Genomic DNA, 23,042 nt, shown 5'->3' on the forward strand with positions numbered 1-23,042 from the left:
AGATCAAGGGTTTCCGTCTGGTTTCACCGTACATCGCCGCAATTGGCCGGGCGGTCCGGTGATACCCCCGCGAAACCGTGATTCCCATAGAACAGTGTCGAAGCAAGGTCCGTGCGAAGGAGAACGAAAATGCGCAAGAATGCCGGTGTCGTGATCGCCGCGGTGGCGGCCCTGCCGCTGTTCCTGGCGGCCTGCGGCGGCGGGGACGATTCCTCCGGAAGCGCCGCGCCGTCCAAGCCGGGCACGCAGGGCACCACGCCCGCCACGCCGGGCGGCCAGATGGTGACGCAGACCAACCAGCCGTCCGGGCCGCCGCAGAAGCCGGCGGGCAAGATCGACCGGGCGAAGGTGCTCGAGTACGCCAAGTGCATGCGCGCCAACGGCCTGAAGAACTTCCCCGACCCGGACGCGGCGGGCGCTCTTCAGATGAACGGCGACCTGGTCGACCCGGCCTCGCCGGAATTCCAGAAGGCGCAGCAGAAGTGCGGCAGCCTCATGCCCGGCGGCGGCGCCCCGACCTCGATCTCGACCCGCGGTCCGGAGAGCGGATCCTGACGGTCCGGCCGGGACGATACGGGCCCGAAACCATTACCCCGGTACCAATGTCTCAGGCAATCCCTCCAGAAGGAAATGAAATGAAGCAACGTCACGGCGGGTCCGCCGTCAAGGTGGCGGGCGGCCTGCTGCTCCTGCTGATGTTCACCGGGGCCTGTTCCGGCGACTCCGAGGGGCCCGGCGTCGCCAACGTGGGCACGCAGAGCAGCGCCTCCTCCGGAAACGGCGGCAAGGCGGGATCGGGCGACCCGGTCGCCTACGCCAAGTGCATGCGCTCGCACGGGCTGCCGAACTTCCCCGACCCCGACGCCAACGGCGCCATCCGCATCACCGGCGGTCCGGGCAACGAGCTGAGCCCCGACTCCGCCCAGTTCAAGGCGGCGCAGCAGGCGTGCAAGGCCTACCAGCCCACGGCGGGCGCCGGCGCCCCGAAGACCGACCGCAACGCCGCCGTCGAGTACGCCAAGTGCATGCGCGAGCAGGGCGTCACCAAGTTCCCCGACCCCGACCCGCAGGGCGGGATCAAGCTCAACGCCAACGAGGTCGACCAGAACTCGCCGCAGTTCAAGAAGGCGGCGGACGCCTGCGCCAAGCACCAGCCGGGCGGGCCCGGCGCCAACAGGTCCACCACCGGGAACGGAAATGCGGGAGGATGACGTGAGCACCACGCAGCCCGTGCACAGCGCACCTTCCGGCGACTCCGAGCCCACCCCCGGGCGCACCGCCGGCCTGGCCGCCGACCCGGCCGGGCAGGCCACCGAACCCCGGCTGAAGCCGCGTCGTCCGCGCCGCCGGCGCCGCCGCATCGTGGCCGCCGGTGCCGCGGTCGCCGTCGTGGGGGCGGCGGGGATCGGCTACGCGGTCTCCACGTCCGGCTCGTCCGGCGAGAAGAACAAGAACTGGACCAACACCTCGCCGACCGCGTTGGCCGCGGTCACCCAGGGCCGCCTGTCGTCGCGCATCCCGGTCAGCGGCACGCTCGGCTACGCCGGCAGCTACAAGATCGTCAACAAGGCGAGCGGCACCTTCACCAAGCTGCCCAGGGTCGGCCAGACGATCAAGTCGGGCCAGGTCATGTACCGGGTGGACGGCAAGCCGGTCATCTTCCTCAAGGGCGGCACGCCGGTCTACCGTGACCTCAAGCGCGGCCTCAAGGGCGCCGACGTGCGGGCGCTCAACACCGCGCTGGTCGCCCTCGGCTACGCCGACCGCAGCGACCTCAACCCCAAGTCCACGTACTACGGCTGGGCAACCGAGGACGCCGTCGAGGAGCTCCAGGACAAGCTGGGGCTCGACGAGACCGGCGAGGTCGGCACCGACCTGGTCGTGTTCCTGCCCCGCGACCAGCTGCGGGTCACCGAGGTCAGCGCCACCAACGGCACCAAGGCCGGCAGCGACATGACCGTGTTCTCCGCCAGCTCCACCGACCGGCAGATCTCGGTCGACCTGGAGGCCAGCAACCAGGGCCAGGTCAAGCCCGGCGACAAGGTGACCATCACGCTGCCCAACCTCAAGACCACCCAGGGCGTCGTGACGGCCGTGGGCGCCGTCGCCAAGAAGTCCGACGAGGGCACGCTCACCGTCGGTGTCACGATCCGGCCGCTCGACAAGAAGGCGACCGGCACCCTCGACAAGGCACCGGTGCAGGTCTCCATCGTCACCGAGACCGAGAACAGCGTCCTGTCGGTGCCGGTGAACTCGCTGCTGGCCCTCGCGGGCGGCGGCTACGCCGTCGAGGTCGTCGGCACCGGTGGCGCGCGCACCCTGGTGCCCGTCACCCTCGGGATCTTCGACAACGAGGCGGGCAAGGTCGCGGTCACCGGCAACGGCCTGACCGCCGGGCAGAAAGTCGTGGTGCCCGCGTCATGACCGGTGACTTCGCGGCGCCGGGAACCGCCGTGGCGCTCCAGGAGGGCCGCGGCGGCCTCCCGGTCCTCCAACTGGACGAGGTGAGCAAGGTCTACCCGGGTGAGTCGCCGGTGCTCGCGCTCGACCAGGTCAGTTTCACCGTCCGGCAGGGCGAGCTGCTGGCGATCGTCGGGCCGTCCGGGTCGGGCAAGTCGACCCTGCTGCACCTGATGGGCACCCTCGACCGTCCCACCACCGGCACGATCCGGCTGCTCGGCGAGGACGTGGCCGAGCTCAGCGACGGAGAGCTCGCCGGACTGCGGGCCACCACCATCGGGTTCGTGTTCCAGCAGTTCTTCCTCGCCGAGTACTCCTCGGTGCTGGAGAACGTCGCCGACGGGCTGCTCTACGCGGGCGTGCCGCGCGGCAAGCGGCGCGCCCTGGCCGCCGAGGCGCTGGAACGGGTGGGCCTGTCGCACCGCGCGTCGTTCAAGCCCGGCAAGCTGTCGGGCGGCGAGCGCCAGCGCGTGGCCATCGCGCGGGCCCTCGTCGGCCGCCCGGCGATCCTGCTGGCCGACGAGCCCACCGGCAACCTCGACAGCAACACCGGCAACGACATCTTCCAGCTGCTCAAGGACCTGCACGCCGAGGGCGCCACCATCGCGATCATCACGCACGACCGCGATCTGGCGAACCGGCTGCCGCGCCGCATCGAGGTCCTCGACGGCCACATCATCGCCGACACCACCGAGGAAGGGCGGCTGTCATGAGCGTCGCCGCGCCAATGCGGATGCAGCCCGCCGACCTCACCAGGACGGCCAGCGTCGGACTGCGCACCAGGAAGCTGCGCGCCGCGCTGTCGGCGCTCGGCATCGCGATCGGCGTGGCGTCGATCGTGGCCGTCCTGGGGCTGTCGGCGTCCTCCCAGGCGGGCCTGCTCGCGCAGATCGACCAGCTCGGCACCAACCTGCTGACCGTCACCAACGGCAAGGACCTGGCGGGCGAGGAGACCAAGCTGCCCAAGGAGGCGCCCGGGATGATCCGCCGGATCGGTCCCGTGCAGCAGGTGCAGTACACCGGCGTCATCGACGCCAAGGTGTACCGCAGCCCGCTGATCCCGAAGGTGAACACCAACGCGATCACGGTGGCCGCCACCAGCCTGGGCCTGCCGGACGCGGTCCGCACCTCGGTCGCCCAGGGCCGCTTCCTCAACGCGGCCACGGCCGAGCAGGCCGTCGCCGTGCTCGGCTCCACCGCCGCCAAGCGGCTCGGCATCGACCGCATCAACCAGGGGCAGCGGATCTCGGTGGGCGGCGAGTGGTTCTACATCGCCGGCATCCTGAAGTCCGCGACGCTGGCACCGGAGGTCGACTCCTCGATCCTCATCGGGTTCCCCGCGGCGCAGCGGTTCCTCGGCTTCGACGGCCACCCGTCCACCATCTACGTCCGCTCCGCCACCGACCAGGTGGAGAACGTCCACGGGGTGCTGGCCGCCACGGCGAACCCGCAGAACCCGACCCAGGTCGAGGTCAGCCGCCCGTCGGCCGCGCTGGTCGCCAGGGCGGCGGCCAAGTCCGCGCTGAACGGGCTGTTCCTGGCCCTCGGCGCGGTGGGACTGCTGGTCGGCGGTGTCGGCGTCGCCAACACGATGATCATCTCGGTGCTGGAGCGCCGCTCCGAGATCGGGCTGCGCCGGGCGCTCGGCGCCACCCGGGGCCATATCCGGACCCAGTTCCTGTCGGAGGCGATCCTGCTGACCATGCTCGGCGGTGTCATCGGCGTGGTCGCCGGGGCGGCGGCGGTCGCGGTCTACGCCGTCGTCCAGGACTGGGAGATCGTCATCCCGCCGCTGGCCTGGGGCGGCGGCCTGGGGGCGGCGGTGGCGATCGGGGCGGTGGCGGGCCTGCTCCCGGCGATCCGGGCGGCCCGGATGTCCCCGACGGAGGCGCTGCGCACGGTGTGACCACCCCGCTCCTGGACGCTTCCCGAGCATGCACCGCCCCGCGATACTGAGGCGGAAGTGCGCGGAGATCACGTCTCCGAAAGGGAGCGGAAATGAGATCAGTAAAAATGCGGCGGCCGTTCTTGGCGACGGCCGCCGCATTGGTCACGGGGGGCGTCACCGTCCTTTCGGGCCCGGCCGGCGCGCTGGCGGCCCCCGCCGACGTGCAGAGCCTGGACGGCAGCGGCAACAACCTGAGACACCCCCGCTGGGGCGTCGCGGGCTCGAACTATTCGCGGCTGGCTCCCGCCCGGTACGGCGACGGCCTCAACGCGATGTGGAACGGGCCGAACAGCCGTTACGTCTCCAACCGGTTATTCAGCGACCAGGGCCGCGACGCCGACGGCAGGCTCAACTCCGTGAACATCTTCTCGGAGAACCAGGTCTCCCAATGGGGCTGGGTCTGGGGCCAGTTCATCGACCACACCATCGGCCTGGCCCTGGGACGGCAACAAGGCGACCCGCATGGCGAGAAGGCGAACATCCCCCTCAATCCCGAGGACCCGCTGGAGAACATGAAGTTCCCCGCCGAGGTCCCGTTCACCCGCTCCGCGCCCGCCACCGGCACCGGTGTCACCTCACCGCGCCAGCAGGTCAACACGGCGAGTTCCTACATCGACGCGTTCAACGTGTACGGGGGGACCAAACAGCGGCTCGACTGGATGCGTGAGGGCACCGTCGACGGCGATCCCGCCAACAACGACGCGAGGCTGCTGCTGCCGGACGGCTTCCTGCCGCGCCGCGACGCCAGGGGCGACGCCGCGAACGCCCCGGCGATGGAACTGGGCGGCAGGCTCCTGTCCGACCCCGCGAGCGCCGTCGTGGCGGGCGACATGCGGGCCAACGAGAACATCCTGATCACCGCGGTGCAGACCCTTTTCGCGCGCGAGCACAACCGGATCGTGGGGCTGCTGCCGAAGTCGATGCCGGCCGAGCAGAAGTTCCAGATCGCCCGCCGCGTCGTCATCGCGGAGATGCAGTACATCACCTACAACGAGTTCCTCCCCGCCATGGGCGTCCGCCTGGCCCCCTACACCGGGTACGACCCGCGGATCGACGCCACCCTCAGCACCGAGTTCGCCACCGTCGGGTTCCGCGTGCACAGCATGATCCACGGTGACGTCGTCCTGGAGACCGACGTGAGCCGCTACAGCCAGGCCGACCTCGACGCGTTCCGCGACGAGGGGCTCATGCCGACCCCGAGCGCCGACGGCAAGAGGATCACGCTGACCGTCGTGCTCAACCGGGCGATGCACAACCCCGCGCTGATGAAGCGGCTCCAGCTCGGCCCGATGCTGCAGGGGATCGGCGGCAAGCCGCAGTACCGCAACGACGAGCTGGTCGAGGAGCTGGTCCGCAACGTGGTGTGCGCCGACCCGCCCACCTGCGTGTCCGACCTCGCCGCCACCGACCTGTCCCGGTCCCGCGACCACGGCATCCCCGGCTACAACCAGCTGCGCAAGGCCTACGGGCTGGCGCCGAAGACGTCGTTCAAGGCGATCACCGGCGAGTCCTCCGACGCGTTCCCCGCCGATCCGAAGCTCACCCCCGGCGACGAGATCAACGATCCCGACAGCATCGACTTCACCCGCCTGACCAACCTGTTCGGCACCGACCTGGACATGCGGGAGGAGGCGGCGCTGACCGACCCGGTCGCCTTCACCCGCCGCACCCCGCTGGCCGCGCGCATGAAGGCCGTCTACGGTTCGGTCGACAACGTCGAGGCGTACTCGGGCATGCTCGCCGAACCGCACGCTCCCGGACAGGAGCTCGGCGAGCTGGAGAAGGCGATCTGGACCAAGGAGTTCCAGCGGCTGCGCGACGGCGACCGGTTCTTCTACGGCAACCAGACCCGCACGCTGGCCGCCATCAAGAAGGCCTACGGCATCGACTTCCGCAAGAACCTCGGCGACCTCATCGCCGACAACACCGACCTGGAGCGGTCCGAGCTGCCCGGCAACGTCTTCTACGTCGGCGGCCAGATCCCGCCCGAACGCTGCCACGCCGCCTACCGGGTCACCGGGCAGGAGGGCACCGGCTCCGGCACCTTCACCGCCCGAGTGAAGATCACCAACACCGGGCGGCGCCCCATCGGCGAATGGGCGCTGCGCTTCCGCTACCTGAACGGGCAGAAGGTCACGGGGGCGCGGGGCGGCACCGCCGCGCAGAAGGGCACCGACGTCACCGTCACCGGCATCACCGGCACCGCGATCCCGCCCGGCCGCAGCCGCGAGGTCGGCATCACGGCCACCTGGAACGGCCGCAACCCGGCCCCGGACCGGTTCACCCTCAACACCACCACCTGCTCATGACGGCGTGACGCTGTGACGCTGTGACGGCGTGAACGGCGAGGCCCGGCCGCGGAGGTGATCCGCGGCCGGGCCTCGCCGCCGCAAGCGGCCGTCCCGGGGTGCGCGTCAGATGCGGTAGCCGCGCCTGGCGACCGTCTCGATGATCGGCGGATCGCCGAGCTTGGCGCGCAGCCTGCTGATCGTCACCTTCACCGCGTGGGTGAACGGGTCGGCGGTCTCGTCCCACACCCGTTCCAGCAGCTCCTCGGCCGACACCGCCCGGCCCTTGGAGGCCAGCAGCAGCTCCAGCACCCCGAACTCCTTGGGCGTCAGGTCGAGCCGGCGGTCGCCCCGGCTGGCGTTGCGCCGCGCGGTGTCCACCACCAGGTCGCCGTGCCGCAGCACCGGCGGCACCACCGGATGGGCCCGGCGGGCCAGCGCCGTGATCCGCGCCACCAGCACCGGGAAGTCGAACGGCTTGGGCAGGTAGTCGTCGGCGCCCAGGCCCAGCCCGTCCACCAGGTCGTCCGTGGACGACGCCGCGGTGAGCATGAGGATCCGGCCGCGGGTCTCCGACGACACCAGCGCGCCGCACACCTCGTCGCCGTGGGTGCCGGGCAGGTCCCGGTCGAGGACGATGACGTCGTAGTCGTTGGTCAGCGCGCGTTCCAGGCCGTCGGTGCCGTCGAACGCGACGTCGACGGCCATCCGCATGCGACGCAACCCCGAGGCCACCGCGTTGGCCATCTCCTCGTCGTCCTCGACCACCAGAACGCGCATCCACGCCCCCAGAAACCGGTGTCCAACCTCACCCTTGCGACTCCTCAGAATGCCCCACGGCCGGTTTCGGCGCGGTATCCCCGCGCGCCACAGGCGCGTGTCCAACCGCCCGGGTCTCCCGGTTGGACGGCCGCCCGCGCACCCTTGTTGGGGGCGTCGGCGCCGTTCACGTTCGGACGCCCCGGACAGCCCACCCGTCGTGCGGTCCCGTCCCGCACCGGTCGTCTGAGAGAGGACAGGGAACATGCCAGCCGAGCACATCAAGCCGCTGCTGCGGAGCAAGCCGCGCAGATGGGGGTGGATCTACCGATGACGATCAGCCTGGAAGCCCCGCACGAGTTACCCGCGGTCCCGGCCGTCGCGCTGCCGGAGCTGACGCGGGTCGCGGGCGTGGGCACCGCGGTGTCGGGCGAGCCCGTCACCCAGCCCGAACTGCTCGACCTGCTCGACATCGCCGACCCCCGCATCCGTTCGGTGTTCCTCAACAGCGCGATCCACCGCCGCCACCTCAGCCTTCCCGAACCCGACGAGCACGGCAGGCGGGCCAGCGAACCCCAGGGCGACCTGCTGGACAAGCACAAGCGGCTGGCCGTGGAGATGGGCGCCAGGGCCCTGGAGGCCTGCCTGAAGGACGCCGGGGCGACCCTCGCCGACCTGCGGCACCTGTGCTGCGTCACCTCCACCGGGTTCCTCACCCCCGGCCTCAGCGCCCTCATCATCCGCGAACTGGGCATCGACCCCCACTGCAGCCGCTCCGACATCGTCGGCATGGGCTGCAACGCCGGGCTGAACGCGCTCAACCTCGTCGCCGGCTGGTCCGCCGCGCACCCCGGCGAACTGGCCGTCGTGCTGTGCACCGAGGCGTGCTCGGCGGCCTACGCGCTGGACGGCACGATGCGCACGGCCGTGGTCAACAGCCTCTTCGGCGACGGCGCCGCCGCCCTCGCCCTCGTCGCGGGCGCCGCCGACGAGCCCGTCACCGAGCCGACGCGCCCGCGCGTGCTGAAGTTCTCCAGCTTCATCATCACCGACGCGATCGAGGCGATGCGCTACGACTGGGACCGGGACCAGGACCGGTTCAGCTTCTTCCTCGACCCGCAGATCCCCTACGTGGTCGGCGCGCACGCCGAGATCGCGGTGGGCCGCCTGCTCGCCGGGACGGGCCTGCGCCGCAGCGACATCGACCACTGGCTGGTGCACTCGGGCGGCAAGAAGGTCATCGACGCCGTCGTGGTCAACCTCGGGCTGAGCCGCCACGACGTCCGGCACACCATCAGCGTGCTGCGCGACTACGGGAACGTCTCCAGCGGATCGTTCCTGTTCTCCTACGAGCGCCTCCAGGAGGAGAACGTGGCGCGACCCGGCGAGTACGGCGTGCTCATGACCATGGGGCCCGGCTCCACCATCGAGACGGCGCTGGTCCAGTGGTGACGGCGATGGGCGACGAACTCGTGCTCCAGGTCGACGGCTCCCGGCCCGTCACGGCGGCGTCCGTCGACGCGGTCCAGGCGCTGTGCGACGCCGCCGAGGACCACACCGGCCCCGGCGTCGTGACCCTGCACGTCTCGGGCGTCCCCGAGGGCGACTGGACCGCCGGCCTCGCCGTGGGCCTGGTCTCCAAGTGGGAACGCGCCGTGCGCCGGCTCGAACGGCTCGGCAGGCTGACGGTCGCGGTGGCGTCCGGGGACGTCGGCGGCACCGCCCTCGACGTGCTGCTGGCCGCCGACCTGCGGATCGCCGACCCCGGCACGCGGCTGCTGGTCGCGCGGGACGGCGAGGCGACCTGGCCCGGCATGGCCCTGTACCGGCTCGTCCAGCAGGCGGGCACGGCCCGCGTCCGCCGGGCCGCGCTGCTGGGCGCGCCGATCGGCGCGGGCGAGGCGCTGACGCTCGGCCTGATCGACGAACTGGCCGGCGACCCGCCGGCCGCCCTCGCCGAGATCGCCGAGCAGGCGGCCGGGCTGTCCGGCGGCGAACTGGCGATCCGGCGGCAGCTGATGTTCGAGGCCGCCGCGATCGGCTTCGAGGACGCGCTCGGCGCGCACCTGGCCGCCTGCGACCGCGCCCTGCGCCGCGCGGCGCACTGACCGAACGGGCGGGCCCGGGGAGGCGCCCGCCGCACCGAACCGCCGAGAACGGCGCCGGGCCGCGAGTGCGCGCCCGGCGCCGTCCGGCGTCGAAAAAAGCGCGGGTTTCCGGGCCGCCGTCATTACCGATATCCGAGCGGCCGGCCCGAGTTCCGGGCCGGCCGAGAACCGCCGGACACCGATGATTCTGGGTTGGACAACATCTCGTCCGTTCCTGGATCTGTGAGGATGGGCGTACACCGCTCGGCCGGCGTTCAGAAAGGGCGCCGACGCGCACCAACGGAGGTTTGGCGGTATGAAAATCGACTCGATCGACCACATCGAGTTATACGTCGAGGACGCCGAGGGAACCGCGGGACGCCTGTGCGATTCCTTCGGGTTCGCGGTGGCCGGACGCGGCGGCCCCGACACCGGCCTGCACGGCTGCCGGACGATCCTGCTGCGGCAGCGGGAGATCACCCTCCTGGTGACCGAGGCGCTCGACCCCGCGCACCGGGCGGCCGCGTACGTGCGGCGGCACGGCGACGGCGTGGCGGTGATCGGCCTGGCCGTCGACGACGCCCGCGCCGCCTTCGCCACGGCGCTGGAGCGGGGCGCCGAGCCCGTCAGCCCCCCGGAGGAGTCCGGCCCGGAAGGCGCGCGGGTCACGTTCGCGTCGGTGACGGGCTTCGGCGACGTCGAGCACCGCTTCGCCTCCCGTGAGGCGTCCTACGCGCCGTTCGCCCCCGGCATCATCGACGAGACCGGCTACACCGGCGACGCGGCCACGCTGCTGCAGGCCGTCGACCACGTCGCCGTGTGCGTGCCCGCCGGCGAGCTGGCCGAGACCATCCGCCGCTACCAGCAGGTCTTCGGCTTCGACCAGATCTTCGAGGAGCGGATCGTGGTCGGCTCCCAGGCGATGGACTCCAAGGTCGTGCAGAGCTCGTCCGGCAACGTCACCTTCACCATCCTGGAGCCCGACACCACCCGCGCCCCGGGGCAGATCGACGAGTTCGTGCGCTCCCACGACGGCGCCGGGGTCCAGCACCTGGCGTTCCTCACCGCGGACATCACGGCCGCGGTGCGGACCTGCGCCGAGCGGGGCGTGCGCTTCCTGACCACGCCGGCCGCCTACTACGACGCCCTGCCCGGCCGTCTCGGCGGCGCCGACCTGCCCGTGGACACGCTGCGCGAGCTCAACGTGCTGGCGGACCGGGACCCCTTCGGCGAGATGCTGCAGATCTTCACCGAGTCGACGCACCCGCGCCGGACCCTGTTCTGGGAGCTGATCGAGCGACGCGGCGCCCAGACCTTCGGCAGCAACAACATCAAGGCCCTCTACGAGGCCGTCGAGCGGCGCCAGGCCGTCGACCAGCCCGCCGGCCCCTGAATCGGCGCGGTGGCCGGGGCGAGCGCGCTCCCGGTCCCGCCGGCAGCGGCTCGCCGCCGCCATCACCGGTCTCACCGGCCCCCGTCGGCGATGGCGGCGGCGAGCGCCACGGGCGGCGGCGGGCCCGGCCCCCCAAAGGCCGGCATGGCCTCTCCGGGGTATTTCCCGCCGCGAATCCCCTCGGCCGTCAATGGCCGCCGATCAACGAATCGATCCTTTGATGGCGTCCGCCGCCACCGGCGTCCGGACGGGTAATGCATGCCGCCGCTTTTCCGCCCGCCGTTCTCATATGGGCTGGACGGCCGGCGCGGTGGGATACTGCTTCGGCAAAACGCCGGTGACGTGAATGCGGCCACGCCCGCGTGCCATTCATGTTTCCCGGCGACGTCGCACAGGAGATGCCGAGTGATTCGCAGCATGGCCGTCATCGGCACCGGCTTGATCGGTACCTCGGTCGCCCTCGCGGCGAGCCGCCGCGGGCTGACCGTGTACCTGGCGGACCGCGACGAGTCGGCGGCCGCGGCCGCGGCGGCACGGGGCGCGGGACGGGCCGAGCCCCCGCCCGGACCGGTCGACCTGGCGGTCCTGGCCGTACCGCCGAGCCAGGTCGGCCCCGTGCTCGCCGACCGGCAGGCGAAGGGGCTGGCGCTCAGCTACACCGACGTCGCCAGCGTGAAGTCCGAACCCGAACGCCAGGTCCTGGACCGCGCTCCCGAACCGTCGACGTTCGTGGGCGGCCATCCCCTCGCCGGAGGGGAACGCTCGGGGCCGCTGGCGGCGAGCGCCGACCTGTTCGCCGGCCGCGCCTGGGTGCTCACCCCGTCGCCGCTGACCTCCGAGCCCGCCCTGGAGCGGGGGCTGGAGCTGGTCGACCTGTGCGGCGCTGTGCCGCTGGTGATGCCGAGCCGGGCCCACGACGAGGTCGTCGCCCTCACCTCCCACCTGCCGCACGTCGTCGCCAGCCTGCTGGCGGCGCGCCTGCTGGACGGCCCCGAGGAGACGCCGCTGCTGGCCGGCCGGGGGCTGGACGACGTCACCCGGATCGCGGGCGGGAGTTCGCTGCTGTGGAGCGACATCCTGCGGGCCAACGCGGCCCCGGTCGCCCGGATCCTCAACGACCTGCAGGCGGACATCACCGGTCTGCTGGCCGCGCTCGACGACCTGGCCCTGACGGGGGACCGCAGCGGCGCGCAGAGCATGCGCACGGTCATGGACCTGCTGGACCGGGGCATCGCCGGCCGGGCCAGGATCCGCGCCGGCGAAGACGAGCCGCACGGCCCCGGGACGGCCGCCGCGCACAAGACGGCGCAGGGGCCGGCGCACAAGACGGCGCATGAGACCGCGCACGACGCCGCCGACGGCGTGCGGCACGAGCCACAGCAGCAGGAGGTGATGCCATGACCGTGCGGGCCATCCGCGGCGCCACCCAGGTCGAGGCCGACACCCGGGAGCACATCCTGGAGGCGACGACCGAACTCGTCGTCGAGGTGATGAAACGCAACGAGCTGGAACCCGACGACGTCATCAGCGTGCTCTTCACCGCCACCCCGGACCTGAGCGCCGCGTTCCCCGCGCTCGCCGCGCGCCGGCTCGGCCTGGACGAGGTGCCGCTGCTGTGCGCCAGCGAGATCGACGTCCCCGGGGCGCTGCCGCGGGTGGTGCGGCTCATGGCGCACGCCCACACCGATCTGCCGGCCGCCGAGGTGGGGCACGTCTATCTGCGCGGAGCCGCCGCGTTGCGTCCCGACCTCGCGCGGTGACCCCGCCGCCGGCGCGCCGGGACGCACGCACACACCAGGAGGAGGCGGCATGGAGATGCCCGCGTTGACGCTGCAGGACTACCGGCGGCTGGCCCAGGAGCGGATGGAGCCCCCGGTCTGGGACTTCTTCGAGGGAGGCGCGGGCGAGGAGCACACCCTCGCGGCCAACGTGCGGGCGTTCGACCGGATACGGCTCCGTCCCACCGTGCTGCGGCCCGCCGTGAGCCCGGACACCACCTGCAAGATCCTCGGCCGTACGTGGGCGGCGCCGATCGGGATCACTCCGATGGCCTTCCACACCCTGGCCCACCCCGAGGGGGAACTGGCCACCGTCCGGGCCGCCGCCGCCCGGGGGATACCCGTCATCATCGGCACGTTCGCCGGGCGCACCTGCGAGGAGCTGGCGGCGGCCGCCACCGGGGCGCCGCTGTGGCTCCAGGTGTACTGCTTCCGCGACCGCTCGGTGACCCGGCGGCTGGTCGAACGCGCCGAGCGCGCGGGCGTGGAGGCGCTGGTCCTCACGGTCGACGCCCCGCGGCTCGGGCGGCGCCTGCGCGACGTGCGCAACGACTTCCGGCTGCCGCCGGACGTCGTCCCGGCCAACCTCGACGGCGGCGGGTTCTCCTCGCCCGCCGCGCACGCCCGCGCTGAACTCGACCCGTCGCTGGACTGGTCCGCGGTGTCCTGGCTGCGCTCGGTCAGCTCGCTGCCGATCCTGGTGAAGGGCATCCTGACGGCGTCGGACGCGCTGCGGGCGGTGGAGTCCGGCGTGGACGGCATCGTCGTCTCCAACCACGGCGGCCGACAGCTCGACGGCGTCCCCGCGACGCTGGAGGCGCTGCCCGAGATCACGGCGGCGGTGCGGGGCGCCTGCCCCGTCCTCATCGACGGCGGCGTCCGCCGCGGCCGCGACGTGCTCGCCTGCCTCGCCCTCGGCGCCGACGCGGCGCTGGTCGGCCGCCCCGTCCTGCACGGCCTGGCGGCCGACGGCGAGGACGGGGTCGGCGGGGTCCTCGACATCCTCGTCGAGGAACTCCAGGACGCCATGACCCTCACCGGCACCCGCTCGCTGGCCGACATCCTGCCCGACCTGGTACAAACCCGCGCGCCGTGGTGACCCGCCGCCGGACGCGGGGCCGAGGCGGGGGAGGGAGCCGGGGCCGAGCCCCCGGCACCGGCGCCGTGCCGGGGGAAGGCGCGGCGGTGGCGCCCGCTCTCAACCGCGTGCGCCGCCGGTCAGGTCCACCAGGAGATCGTTGAGACGGGTGACGACGTCGGACGGGTCGTCGACACGCGCGCCGAAGGTGAGGACGGCCTGGGTGAACAGGACGTGGGCCCAGTCGGCCAGGCGCGGGTCGTCCTGCTCGCGGTTGAGCCGCTCGCCTCGTCCGCCAGGTCGCCGAAGTCCGGGACGCCCTGCGCGACCGACTGCAGCCGCTTGCCGCCGAACTCCTGCAGCAGGCCGGTCACCACCCAGTTGTCCACGGCCTCGCTCAGCAGCAGCACCTCGATGCCCTTGGCGCGGAACGCCTCCAGGTGCGGGCTGGCGGTGGCGGCGGCCGGGGCGGGGCGAGCAGGTAGTAGATCTTGTCCTGGCCGTCCTTCATCCGGTCCACGTAGTCGTGGAGCGACACGTCCTGCTCCTGCGTGGCGGAGCGGGTGGTGGTGAAGCGCAACAGCTCGGCGATGTCCTCCCGGTTGGCCGGGTCAGGTCACCGGTCACCTCACCGTTTCGTCGCAATGGCCGGCAGGCGGCGTTCCCCGCGGCGATGACCCCGGAAATCAGTCAGCCGGGCGGCGCCAGCCAGTGATCGCGGAAAGAATTCTAGATTTGCGGGTTTTACGGGTCAACGGAGCCGCGGAGGCCCCCGTCCGCGCGCGTTCCGAGACGCAGAGTTCGGCGCTCGTATAAGGGGACGGTTAACGTCGGCGGTCACCTCGCGGGAACCTCTCGCCGGACACCCTGAACGCGTGAACGAGATCTGGCTCGCCGTGGCGGCCCGCGAATGCGAGGGCGTCCGCGCGTACGGAACCGGAAGGGGGACGGGCAACCGCGCCGCTCATCGGTGCGCCGCGCCCTTGACCGCCAATGAATGAACATGAGGAATCGGTTGTACGGCTCGATTCGGTGCGCAAGGTCTACGGCGACGTGGCCGCGCTGGACGGGGTGTCCCTGCGGATCCGGCCGGGTGAGGCCGTCGCGGTGATGGGCCCCTCGGGCAGCGGGAAGTCCACGCTGCTCAACATGGTGGCCGGCCTGGACCGGCCGACCTCCGGCTCGGTGGTGGTGAACGGCGAGGACCTCGGCCGGATGGGCGAGTCGGCGCTGGCGCGGTTCCGGCGCCGCCACATCGGGATGGTCTTCCAGTTCTTCAACCTGCTCGACGACCTGCCGGCGCTGGACAACGTGGCGCTGGCCGGCCGGCTGGTCGGCGTCCCGGCGCGCAAGGCGCGGGCCCGGGCGCTGGAACTGCTGGACGAGCTCGGCATCGCCGGCCGCCGCGACGCCTACCCGGCGGTGCTGAGCGGCGGCGAGCGGCAGCGGGTCGGGGTGGCCCGCGCGCTGATGAACCGGCCGGCGCTGCTGCTGGCCGACGCCGACCGGGGCCGTCGACAGCGCGACCGGCGAGCAGGTCGGCGACCTGCTGCTCGACCTCAACCGCAGGGGCCAGACGCTGCTGCTGGTGACCCACGACCAGCGGCTGGCCACCCGGTGCGCGACCCGGCTGGTCGACTTCATGGACGGCCGGATCGTCCGGGAGACCGAACCGGAGAGGCGCGAGCCGTGGACCGTCCGCTGAGCGCCGTCCGGGCGGCGTCGCGGGCGGGGGTGCGGCGGCGCATCACGCAGACGGCCGGCATCGGCGTCGTCGTCGCGCTGTCCACGGCGACCCTCGTGTTCGGGTTCGGCCTGCTGGCCGCCTCGAACTCCCTGTTCGACGACGCCTTCCAACAGGCGCGCGGGGCGCACGCGACCGCCTCCTTCGACATCGCCAGGGTGACCGCCCACCAGGCCGCCGCGACCGCGCGAGCGAACGGCGTCACCGCCGCCGCGGGCCCGTTCCAGACGGCCACACTCCGGCAGGCGCGGTCGGCCGACGGCATGCCGGTCAGGCACGACGGCCTCGTCGTTGCCGGACGGGCCGACCCCGGCGGCCCGGTCGACAGGCTCACCGTCACGTCGGGACGGTGGGCCCGCGCGCCTGGTGAAATCGTGCTGCGCGGCGGGGCGGCCGGCCCCTTCAGGCTGGGCGCCACCGTGACCGCACCGGGACTCCCTTCGCTCACCGTCGTGGGCTTCGCCACGTCGGTGACGGGCGGGGCCGACGGCTGGGTGACGCCCGGCCAGATCGGCGCGCTCAAGCCGGACGGCCTGCTGATGCTGTACCGGTTCGCCCACGCGGCCGACTCGCCCCAGGTGCAGCGGAGCCTCGCCACGGCGACCGGCGGGCTGCCGACGCTCGGCAACGAGTCCTACGTGACCGCCAGGCAGTCGTTTCAGGAGAAGTTCAAGCAGCTGATCCCGTTCGTCACGGTCTTCGGGCTGCTCGCCACGACCGTGTCGGTGTTCATCATCGGCAACGTGGTCGGCGGCGCGGTCGTCTCCGGCTACCGGAACATCGGCGTGATGAAGGCGCTCGGCTACACCCCGGCGCAGGTGACCGCCGTGTACGTGCTGATGGCCGCGTTCCCCGCGCTGCTCGGGTGCGCGGCGGGCATGCTGGCCGGGCACCTGCTCGCCACGGGCACGGCGGAGAACCTGGCGCGCGGCTTCGAACTGCCGTCGGCCGGTGGATCCCTCCTCCTGCTGGACGCGGCGGCGGGCGTCTGCGTCATGGCCGTGGTGGTGCTGGCCGCCCTGGTCCCCGCGCTGCGGGCCGGGCGGTTGCCGGCGGTGCAGGCGATCAGCGCCGGGATCGTCTCGCGGCGGGGCCGCGGCCGGCGCGCGCAGCGGTGGCTGGTCCGCACCCGGCTGCCCGCTTCGGTCGGGTTGGGGCTGAGCCTGCCCGTCGCCCGGCCCGCCAGGACGGCGCTCACGCTGGCCGGGCTCTGCCTGGGCGTGACGGCCGTGACCATGGGATTCGGCCTGCACCAGACGGTGTCGAAGATCGCCACGGCGGACCCTGAGGGGCGCACCTCCGTCAGCGTGGGCGTCCCGCCGCCCAACCGGGGCCGGACGGGCTTGTCCGAGCAGGGTGTGTTCGCGCTGCTGCGGTCCCAGCCGGGCACCGCGCACGCGATGTCGCACGGCCCGGTGTCCGTGCGGATCCCCGGCATCCCCTCCACGGTGACGGCCGAGACCTACAGCGGGGACTACCGCCCGTTCCTCGGCGACAACCTCATCCGCGGCCGCTGGTTCGCGGGACGGGGCGAGGCGGTGCCGACCGAAGGGTTCCTCCGGCTCCACGACCTGGACGTGGGCGACACCCTCACCCTGCGGGCGGACGGGGCGCCGGACGCCACGGTCCGGATCGTCGGCTCGTTCGCGCACGCGGACACCGACCGGCTGATGCTCGACGCCGCGAGCCTGCCCGACGCCGGCGACGGCCCGCGGAACCGGCCGTTCTCGGTGATCGTGACACCGGGGACCGACCCGGCCGACTACGCCGCCCGCCTCACCAGGGCCGCGCCGGGCGAGCTGTTCGCCGAGGTCACCGAGCCCGACCTGGCGGGCAACGCCGTGTTCAACGGCCTGTTCCTGCTGTTCTCGCTGATCATCTGTGCGGCGGCGGGCCTCGGGGTGCTCAACAGCGTGGTGCTCGGCGCCCGGGAGCGCAGCCGCGACCTGGGCGTGCTCAAGGCCATCGGAATGGCCCCACGGCAGGTCGTCCTGATGATGGTGGCGTCGATGGCCGCCCTGGGCGTCGTCGGCGGCGCGGTCGGGGTCCCGCTCGGCGTCCTGGCCCACCACGGCGTCGTGGAGCTCACCGGAGACCTGCTCGGCAGCGGGATGGCCGCGTCGTGGATCCACGTCTACACCTGGTCGCTGCTGGCGCCGCTCGGGTGCGCCGGACTGGTGATCGCGGTGCTGGGCGCCTGGCCGCCCGCCGGCTGGGCCGCCGCCACCCGTACCGCGTCCGTGCTGCGCAGCGAATGACCGAGGAACCCCTCCGGCGGCGGACGGCGCGGCGGGCCCGCGCCGTCCGCCGTTCCCGTTCGACCGCGCCACTTGACCAGTTGAACCGCGCCACCTGCACGGCATGGGGGCGCGGAGTCTCGGCTGTGAGGCTGTGCCCGCCACGACGGCGCGCGCTTGGAGGCGGCGACCACCGAAGAGCCCCATGTGCCGGTCGGTGGTGCGCCGGATCACCTTGAGGCTTCGGCAAGGGACTCAACGGCCGGGACCGGGGGCAGCGCCGGGAGGGCCACGGTCACGGTGAGCCCGCCGTCCGGGTTCGCCGTGGCGCGCACGGTGCCGTCGTGGGCGCGGGCGACGGCCGCGACGATGGACAGGCCGAGCCCCGCGCCGTCGCCCGAGCCGGTCCGGTCCGGGTGCAGTCTCCGGAAGGGCTCGAACAGGGCACCGACCTGGTCGGGCGGGACTCGCGGACCGGTGTTGCGGACCACCAGCCCGGTGCCGGGGGACACCTCCACCAGGACGTGCCCGCCGGGGTGGTTGTGCCGGATCGCGTTCTGCACCAGGTTGGCGACCAGCCGCGTCAGCAGCACCTCGTCGCCGGGGACGGTGACCGGGCGCGCGGCGAAGCCGGCCTCGACGGTGACGGCGCCGCGTTCGGCGAGCGGGCGATGGTCCTTGACGACCTGCTCCACCACGACCGTGAGATCCACCGGGGCGCGGGCGTCGAGGCCGCGTTCGCCCTGGGCCAGGACGAGCAGGCCCTCGATGAGCCGTTCGGACCGCTGGGTGTTGCGCAGCAGCTCGGCCCGGATCCTCGCGACCTTCGCGGGGGAGGGGTCGGCCAGGCCGACTTCGATGGCGGTCCGCTGGACGGCGAGCGGCGTGCGCAGCTCGTGGGAGGCGTTGGCGACGAAGCGGCGCTGGCTGGCCACCGCCTGTTCCAGCCGGTCCAGCATCGCGTCGAAGGTGTCGGCGAGTTCCTTCAGCTCGTCCTGCGGCCCGGTGAGCGCGATGCGTTCGTGGAGGGTGGACAGCGACAGCCGGCGGGCGGTGGCGGTGACGCGGTGCAGCGGCCGCAGCAGCCGCCCGGTGAGCCACCAGCACACCGCGAACGCCAGCACCGTGATCACCGCGATGGTGATCAGGGTGATGAGCCGCTGCGAACTCACCAGGCTGTGCTGCAGTTCGGTCCTGCCGTCGTTCAGCTCGTCCGCACCTGGCACACCGTCCCGCGGCGCCTCGTAGGGGACGACCGAGCACGGCGCGTCGGCCGGCCGCGCGTGACACGGGACCGTGCTGGCCACCCGTTTGGGGAAGTCCTGCACCCGCCGCCCCACGACGACCTGCTCCACCTGCTGCGCGGCCACCAGCACGCCGCCGGTGATGACCGTGAACACGCCGCTGTAGAGCAGCGTCATCCGCGTCCGTATCGACCCCCGGATGTCCGACCAGACGGCCCGCACCGGACTCACAGCCGGTACCCGCTTCCCGGGACGGTGACGATGACGGGCGGGTCGCCGAGCTTGGCCCGCAGCTTGCTCATCGTCACCTTCACGACGGTGGTGAACGGGTCGGTGTGCTCGTCCCAGGCCCGTTCGAGGAGTTCCTCGGTACTGACGACCATGCCCCGCGCCTGCATCAGCACCTCCAGCACCGCGTACTCCTTGCGCGACAACGGCAGGAAGCGGCCGTCTCGGACGGCCTGCCGCCGCGCGGTGTCCAGGGTGATGCCGGCGCGTTCCAGCACCGGAGGCAGCGGCGGGCCGGTCCGCCGGCCCAGCGCGCGGATCCGCGCCACCAGCTCGTCGAACGCGAACGGCTTCGCCAGATAGTCGTCCGCTCCCAGATTGAGCCCGGTGACCCGTTCATGCACCGCGCCGGAGGCGGTCAGCATCAGGATGCGCACCGTCTCGCCGCGCTGGGCCAGCTCGCGGCAGATCTCGTCGCCGTGCATCTGGGGCAGGTCGCGGTCCAGCACGAGCACGTCGTACTCGTTGACCGACAGGCGTTCCCACGCGGCCGCCCCGTCATAGGCGACGTCGACCGCCATCGCCTGCTCGCGCAACCCCTCGGCGACCAGGTCGGCAAGGAAACACTCGTCTTCGGCCACCAGTATCCGCATGCTCCCATTGCCCCAGAGACGCGATAAGGCGGCGGTTAACACACCCGCTGACCTCGGGTGGTACCCCCAGGTCGGCGCGGTGCCGCGAGCTACCGCCGCCCGAGCACCGCGCCGACGCGACCGGCCCGGCTCAGCTCAACCGGGTGGGTGCGCTGGTGGCCTCGGAGCTGGCGAGACCGTTCGTCGCGATCACCTTGAAGATGAGCTCGCCGCGCGCGGCCGGACCGGCCGCCGCGGGCTGCGGCAGGTGGAAGGGCGGCTGCTCCAGGGACACCCCCACGGTCTCCCAGGTGGCGCCGCCGTCCCGGCTTACCTGCAGCGCGAACGTGTGGCCCGCCTCGGCCGGCCGGTCGAGATCGACCGCGATCCGCACCCCGTCCTGCACCGGCAGCACCCGGACCGAACCGATCCGCGGCGGCGGGCCGCCCAGCCGGAAGCTGTCCACCACCTGGTCGCCGACGAGCAGCTCGATCGCCGAGGCTCCGGCCGGGACGGTGACGACGGCGTCGACGATCCCGGTGCGGGCGTCGCCGCTGCCCAGTTCCGAGTTCAGCTTGACGGGGACCGGATGATCGACGAGAGACCTCCCGTCCTGGTCGACCACCCGCACTACGGCTTCGGCTCCTTCCTGCCGCGGGGACGGCTCCAGGTTCGGCACCGCGTTGACGTGGGAGATGGTCCCGCGCCGCCGGGTCAGGTCGACCTGGGCGACGACACTGGCGGTCGCCTCCTCCGGTTCCGGCCCGGCCGGCTCCTCCGCCCGCGGCCCGGCCGCGGGGACGACCCCGGGGAAGCGCCGCTGGTCGGGACGGCCGCCACCGCCCGCGGCGGCGACCTGCGGGATCCGGGCCCGTCCGGCCCGCGCGGCCGCGGAGGGCAGGGCGTCCTCCTGCCGCAGGCGCTCCTTGATCCCCAGGTAGGTGTAGACCGACAGCCACTGGCGATCGCAGTAGGTCATGCAGTCGTGCCACTGGGTGCCCGGCAGCGCCCGCAACGGCAGGGCGTTGGCGGGGTCACCGACGTCGAACCCGGCGAACCCGTCACCGGTCGCCGACAGCTGCCCCGCGGGGAACGGGTAGTTGTTCAGGTCGTCCTGCGACTCCCCGCAGAACCCCGGATGCAGCCTGCCCAGCGTGTGCCCGATCTCGTGCCCTCCGTACCAGTCGCCGTACGACCCGTCGAGGTCCCAGCCCCAGCTGTTCGGCCCGGTCGGCCCGCTGGCCACGGTCCCGGGGTCGGGCGCGCCCGTCGGAATGCCGGCCGCGCATCCCCGCATGAAGAAGCCCGCGTCGCTGACCAGCCCGTAGTAGTGGGTGCGCGCGTCGGTGCCCGCGTTGACGTCCACGGCGCGGATCGCGGCCAGCTGGGCGTTGATGTCACCGCAGCCGAACGGCGGAACCGCCGTCGCCGCGACGCTGCCCTGGGTGCTCTGGACCTCCGCCACCGGGTACGCCCGCCCCAGCCAGGACAGCAGCAGGCGCATGTCGCGGTCGGTCGGCGCCACCGTGCTCGGCGGCGTGCCCCACTGGTAGGTGAAGGCGAGCACCCGCACCCGAAGCGGCGCGCCCTCGTGGAAGTAGAGGATCGGCCGCCGTTCGCCGCCGACGGACAGGCTCGCCCCGGTCAGCGCGTCGGTCACCCGGTTGACCCGCAGTGTCAGCGGGCCGGGCGGAATGTCCGCGCCGGACAGGACGAAGTTCAGTGTCCGGGACGCGTCCGAGCGGGCGAGCGCGACGTTGCCGGCGTCCGCGGGGTTCAGCGTCACCGTGTTCTCGGACAGCAGGATCTCCTCCGGGCCGCCGGCCGAGTGCCGCGCCGTCAGCTCACCCGAGACCGTGACCGGCGTGGTGCCGTGGTAGCTCAGGTAGACGCGCACGACCGTGCGTTTCCGCGCGATGAGCGGCACGGAGTGGGACAGATCCTGGATCGCCTGGGTCACCTCCATCGCGTCCATCTGCAGCGGCTGCGCGACGACGTCGGGTGCCGGCAGCTCCACCCCCGTGATCTTGGAGGAGTCGTCCGCATGGAGCACCTTGACCTGCCAGCCCCCCAGGATCGCGTCGACCAGCGCGTCACCCATCCCGCTGTCGCCGGACTCCGGAGGTTCCAGGGTCAGCAGCTCGGCGTGCGCGTCGTCGACGCCGATCCACGTGCAGGCCATCGGTCCCGACAGCCAGGTGAACCGTTGGACGAAGCCCTGCGTCTCGGCCATGGCCTTCTCCTTCGGCTACACCGGATCGATCTCGAGTGTGAGGATCTTGGCGTCGTCGCTGGCGTGCGAGGCCCGGACCTCCCGGTAGTTGGTGGCCGCGCCGGACAGCATCTGGGTGAGGCTGGCGGCCAGCGCGATGTCGGGCGCCGTGCCGTCGTTGGTCACGGTGAGCAGCTCGACGTTGGCGGGCGTGGGCCCGATCCATGCGCAGGTGAACGCGGAGGACGCGGCGACCCGCTGGACCAGGCCGACCGTCTCGACCGTGTCGGCCATGACAGTGTTCCTTTCGTGCGGCTTACAGCGGGTGCTTGAGCAGCCCGAGTTCGAGGGCGACGTCACTGAGGTAGCGAAGGTCGCCGCGTACCCGCAGGCCCCCCTGCAGGAAGCGTTCGCGGGCGTCGATCTCGCCGTCCAGGATCGCCCGGACGGTCTCGGCGTCTCCCATCACCTCGACCACCGGCGGTTCGCCGGAGCGGACGGCCCCGGCCTCGCTCCTGGATACCGCCGCCTCGCCGCGCTGGGTGGAGAGCACGTACGTCCCCCCGCCCGCACCGGACAGGTGCAGCAGGGCGTGACCGTCGCGCAGCCCCCGCGTCTTCTCGAGCCTGCTCGCCAGGTTCTCCAGCGACCGCTGGACGGTCTCTTGCCCACCGGCGCCGGAGGCGGGTGTCGCGTTCATCTTCGTCCCCCCGTCGATTCGCGTCGACCTGAAGAAATTTACAGCTATTCCGACTTGTCTGTAGAGACATCGTAAGCATGGCTTCGGCGGCCCAAATAGACGCATTGACTACTCTTTGCGGTCAAATGGTGGTCTGATCGTTTGGTAACGGTTTGGTGCAAGCTTCAATAATTGTCAGGACGTACGTCCTTTCCACCGAGACCGCCACGACGCCCCCCGGAGACCTGGCCCAGAACAATGGCCCCCGGCCACCC

At 72.5% G+C, this 23,042-nt stretch carries 20 protein-coding genes and 1 pseudogene; 13 read left to right on the top strand and 8 right to left on the bottom strand.

What is annotated here, in order from left to right; translation table 11 throughout:
• Positions 1-129 precede the first annotated feature (129 nt).
• From ABZ801_RS15790 to ABZ801_RS15815, 6 genes are all read left to right on the top strand, one after another.
• Positions 130-555, top strand: a complete 426-nt coding sequence (locus ABZ801_RS15790) for a hypothetical protein (protein ID WP_360698211.1) — start codon at positions 130-132, stop codon at positions 553-555.
• An 80-nt stretch (positions 556-635) separates the two neighbouring features.
• Complete coding sequence (locus ABZ801_RS15795; RefSeq protein ID WP_360698213.1) at positions 636-1,211, top strand: hypothetical protein; 576 nt, start codon at positions 636-638, stop codon at positions 1,209-1,211.
• A 1-nt stretch (position 1,212) separates the two neighbouring features.
• Positions 1,213-2,424, top strand: a complete 1,212-nt coding sequence (locus ABZ801_RS15800; protein ID WP_360698215.1) for a peptidoglycan-binding domain-containing protein — start codon at positions 1,213-1,215, stop codon at positions 2,422-2,424.
• Positions 2,421-3,173 (top strand): ABC transporter ATP-binding protein, encoded by a 753-nt coding sequence (locus tag ABZ801_RS15805; RefSeq protein ID WP_344943195.1) that lies wholly within the window; start codon positions 2,421-2,423, stop codon positions 3,171-3,173. Before ABZ801_RS15800 ends, ABZ801_RS15805 begins: the two co-directional genes overlap by 4 nt.
• The gene (locus ABZ801_RS15810) at positions 3,170-4,366 is read left to right on the top strand and encodes an ABC transporter permease (RefSeq protein WP_344943198.1); all 1,197 of its coding nucleotides are present in this window, start codon (positions 3,170-3,172) and stop codon (positions 4,364-4,366) included. Before ABZ801_RS15805 ends, ABZ801_RS15810 begins: the two co-directional genes overlap by 4 nt.
• Before the next feature lie 92 nt (positions 4,367-4,458).
• Positions 4,459-6,717 carry a peroxidase family protein gene (locus tag ABZ801_RS15815; protein ID WP_360698218.1) on the top strand — a complete coding sequence of 753 codons (2,259 nt, stop codon included), beginning with the start codon at positions 4,459-4,461 and terminating at the stop codon, positions 6,715-6,717.
• Between the two features lie 105 nt (positions 6,718-6,822).
• Here ABZ801_RS15815 and ABZ801_RS15820 read toward each other — a convergent pair whose 3' ends face one another.
• Positions 6,823-7,476, bottom strand: coding sequence for a response regulator transcription factor (locus ABZ801_RS15820; RefSeq protein ID WP_360698220.1), 654 nt, complete (start codon positions 7,474-7,476; stop codon positions 6,823-6,825).
• Between the two features lie 309 nt (positions 7,477-7,785).
• Between ABZ801_RS15820 and dpgA the strand changes: the two genes are divergently transcribed.
• The 6 genes from dpgA to ABZ801_RS15850 all read left to right on the top strand — a co-directional run bounded on the left by dpgA (position 7,786) and on the right by ABZ801_RS15850 (position 13,812).
• Positions 7,786-8,907 (top strand): 3,5-dihydroxyphenylacetyl-CoA synthase DpgA, encoded by a 1,122-nt coding sequence (dpgA, locus tag ABZ801_RS15825; protein WP_360698222.1) that lies wholly within the window; start codon positions 7,786-7,788, stop codon positions 8,905-8,907.
• Between the two features lie 5 nt (positions 8,908-8,912).
• Entirely contained in the window at positions 8,913-9,563 is a 651-nt protein-coding gene (dpgB, locus tag ABZ801_RS15830) for an enoyl-CoA-hydratase DpgB (RefSeq protein WP_360698224.1), read from the top strand.
• Between the two features lie 295 nt (positions 9,564-9,858).
• On the top strand, positions 9,859-10,935 hold the full coding sequence (hppD, locus tag ABZ801_RS15835; RefSeq protein WP_360698226.1) for a 4-hydroxyphenylpyruvate dioxygenase: 1,077 nt from the start codon (positions 9,859-9,861) through the stop codon (positions 10,933-10,935).
• Between the two features lie 405 nt (positions 10,936-11,340).
• Positions 11,341-12,336 carry a prephenate dehydrogenase gene (locus tag ABZ801_RS15840; protein ID WP_360698228.1) on the top strand — a complete coding sequence of 332 codons (996 nt, stop codon included), beginning with the start codon at positions 11,341-11,343 and terminating at the stop codon, positions 12,334-12,336.
• Positions 12,333-12,695 carry a chorismate mutase gene (gene aroH / locus ABZ801_RS15845; RefSeq protein ID WP_360698230.1) on the top strand — a complete coding sequence of 121 codons (363 nt, stop codon included), beginning with the start codon at positions 12,333-12,335 and terminating at the stop codon, positions 12,693-12,695. Before ABZ801_RS15840 ends, aroH begins: the two co-directional genes overlap by 4 nt.
• A gap of 49 nt (positions 12,696-12,744) precedes the next feature.
• Complete coding sequence (locus ABZ801_RS15850) at positions 12,745-13,812, top strand: alpha-hydroxy acid oxidase (protein ID WP_360698232.1); 1,068 nt, start codon at positions 12,745-12,747, stop codon at positions 13,810-13,812.
• Between the two features lie 119 nt (positions 13,813-13,931).
• On the opposite strand, the gene ABZ801_RS15855 is transcribed toward ABZ801_RS15850, so the two are convergent.
• Positions 13,932-14,201 (bottom strand): hypothetical protein, encoded by a 270-nt coding sequence (locus ABZ801_RS15855; protein ID WP_360698234.1) that lies wholly within the window; start codon positions 14,199-14,201, stop codon positions 13,932-13,934.
• Positions 14,189-14,392 (bottom strand): annotated as a pseudogene (locus ABZ801_RS15860) (hypothetical protein); the annotation flags it as partial. The pseudogene ABZ801_RS15860 and the gene ABZ801_RS15855, both read right to left, overlap by 13 nt.
• Before the next feature lie 431 nt (positions 14,393-14,823).
• Between ABZ801_RS15860 and ABZ801_RS15865 the strand changes: the two are divergent.
• Positions 14,824-17,793 carry an ATP-binding cassette domain-containing protein gene (locus ABZ801_RS15865; protein ID WP_360698236.1) on the top strand — a complete coding sequence of 990 codons (2,970 nt, stop codon included), beginning with the start codon at positions 14,824-14,826 and terminating at the stop codon, positions 17,791-17,793.
• A gap of 209 nt (positions 17,794-18,002) precedes the next feature.
• Here ABZ801_RS15865 and ABZ801_RS15870 read toward each other — a convergent pair whose 3' ends face one another.
• From ABZ801_RS15870 to ABZ801_RS15890, 5 genes are all read right to left on the bottom strand, one after another.
• The gene (locus ABZ801_RS15870; RefSeq protein ID WP_360698238.1) at positions 18,003-19,193 is read right to left on the bottom strand and encodes a HAMP domain-containing sensor histidine kinase; all 1,191 of its coding nucleotides are present in this window, start codon (positions 19,191-19,193) and stop codon (positions 18,003-18,005) included.
• Between the two features lie 50 nt (positions 19,194-19,243).
• Positions 19,244-19,897 carry a response regulator transcription factor gene (locus ABZ801_RS15875; protein WP_360698240.1) on the bottom strand — a complete coding sequence of 218 codons (654 nt, stop codon included), beginning with the start codon at positions 19,895-19,897 and terminating at the stop codon, positions 19,244-19,246.
• A 130-nt stretch (positions 19,898-20,027) separates the two neighbouring features.
• Positions 20,028-22,109, bottom strand: a complete 2,082-nt coding sequence (locus tag ABZ801_RS15880) for a hypothetical protein (RefSeq protein WP_360698242.1) — start codon at positions 22,107-22,109, stop codon at positions 20,028-20,030.
• A 15-nt stretch (positions 22,110-22,124) separates the two neighbouring features.
• Positions 22,125-22,382: a hypothetical protein gene (locus tag ABZ801_RS15885; protein WP_360698244.1), complete on the bottom strand. Its 258-nt coding sequence runs from the start codon at positions 22,380-22,382 to the stop codon at positions 22,125-22,127.
• Between the two features lie 22 nt (positions 22,383-22,404).
• The gene (locus ABZ801_RS15890) at positions 22,405-22,788 is read right to left on the bottom strand and encodes an SCP2 sterol-binding domain-containing protein (RefSeq protein WP_360698246.1); all 384 of its coding nucleotides are present in this window, start codon (positions 22,786-22,788) and stop codon (positions 22,405-22,407) included.
• Positions 22,789-23,042 lie beyond the last annotated feature (254 nt).

The organism is Actinomadura sp. NPDC047616 (assembly GCF_040642915.1).
Taxonomy (GTDB): domain Bacteria; phylum Actinomycetota; class Actinomycetes; order Streptosporangiales; family Streptosporangiaceae; genus Spirillospora; species Spirillospora miaoliensis.

Excerpts from the sequence above, each read along its gene's own strand:
- ABZ801_RS15790 (WP_360698211.1), top strand. The coding sequence starts at position 130 with ATGCGCAAGAATGCCGGTGTCGTGATCGCCGCGGTGGCGGCCCTGCCG.
- ABZ801_RS15795 (WP_360698213.1), top strand. The coding sequence starts at position 636 with ATGAAGCAACGTCACGGCGGGTCCGCCGTCAAGGTGGCGGGCGGCCTG.
- ABZ801_RS15805 (WP_344943195.1), top strand. The coding sequence starts at position 2,421 with ATGACCGGTGACTTCGCGGCGCCGGGAACCGCCGTGGCGCTCCAGGAG.
- ABZ801_RS15810 (WP_344943198.1), top strand. The coding sequence starts at position 3,170 with ATGAGCGTCGCCGCGCCAATGCGGATGCAGCCCGCCGACCTCACCAGG.
- ABZ801_RS15815 (WP_360698218.1), top strand. The coding sequence starts at position 4,459 with ATGAGATCAGTAAAAATGCGGCGGCCGTTCTTGGCGACGGCCGCCGCA.
- ABZ801_RS15820 (WP_360698220.1), bottom strand. The coding sequence starts at position 7,476 with ATGCGCGTTCTGGTGGTCGAGGACGACGAGGAGATGGCCAACGCGGTG.
- dpgA (WP_360698222.1), top strand. The coding sequence starts at position 7,786 with ATGACGATCAGCCTGGAAGCCCCGCACGAGTTACCCGCGGTCCCGGCC.
- dpgB (WP_360698224.1), top strand. The coding sequence starts at position 8,913 with ATGGGCGACGAACTCGTGCTCCAGGTCGACGGCTCCCGGCCCGTCACG.
- hppD (WP_360698226.1), top strand. The coding sequence starts at position 9,859 with ATGAAAATCGACTCGATCGACCACATCGAGTTATACGTCGAGGACGCC.
- aroH (WP_360698230.1), top strand. The coding sequence starts at position 12,333 with ATGACCGTGCGGGCCATCCGCGGCGCCACCCAGGTCGAGGCCGACACC.
- ABZ801_RS15850 (WP_360698232.1), top strand. The coding sequence starts at position 12,745 with ATGGAGATGCCCGCGTTGACGCTGCAGGACTACCGGCGGCTGGCCCAG.
- ABZ801_RS15870 (WP_360698238.1), bottom strand. The coding sequence starts at position 19,193 with ATGACGCTGCTCTACAGCGGCGTGTTCACGGTCATCACCGGCGGCGTG.
- ABZ801_RS15875 (WP_360698240.1), bottom strand. The coding sequence starts at position 19,897 with ATGCGGATACTGGTGGCCGAAGACGAGTGTTTCCTTGCCGACCTGGTC.
- ABZ801_RS15880 (WP_360698242.1), bottom strand. The coding sequence starts at position 22,109 with ATGGCCGAGACGCAGGGCTTCGTCCAACGGTTCACCTGGCTGTCGGGA.
- ABZ801_RS15885 (WP_360698244.1), bottom strand. The coding sequence starts at position 22,382 with ATGGCCGACACGGTCGAGACGGTCGGCCTGGTCCAGCGGGTCGCCGCG.
- ABZ801_RS15890 (WP_360698246.1), bottom strand. The coding sequence starts at position 22,788 with ATGAACGCGACACCCGCCTCCGGCGCCGGTGGGCAAGAGACCGTCCAG.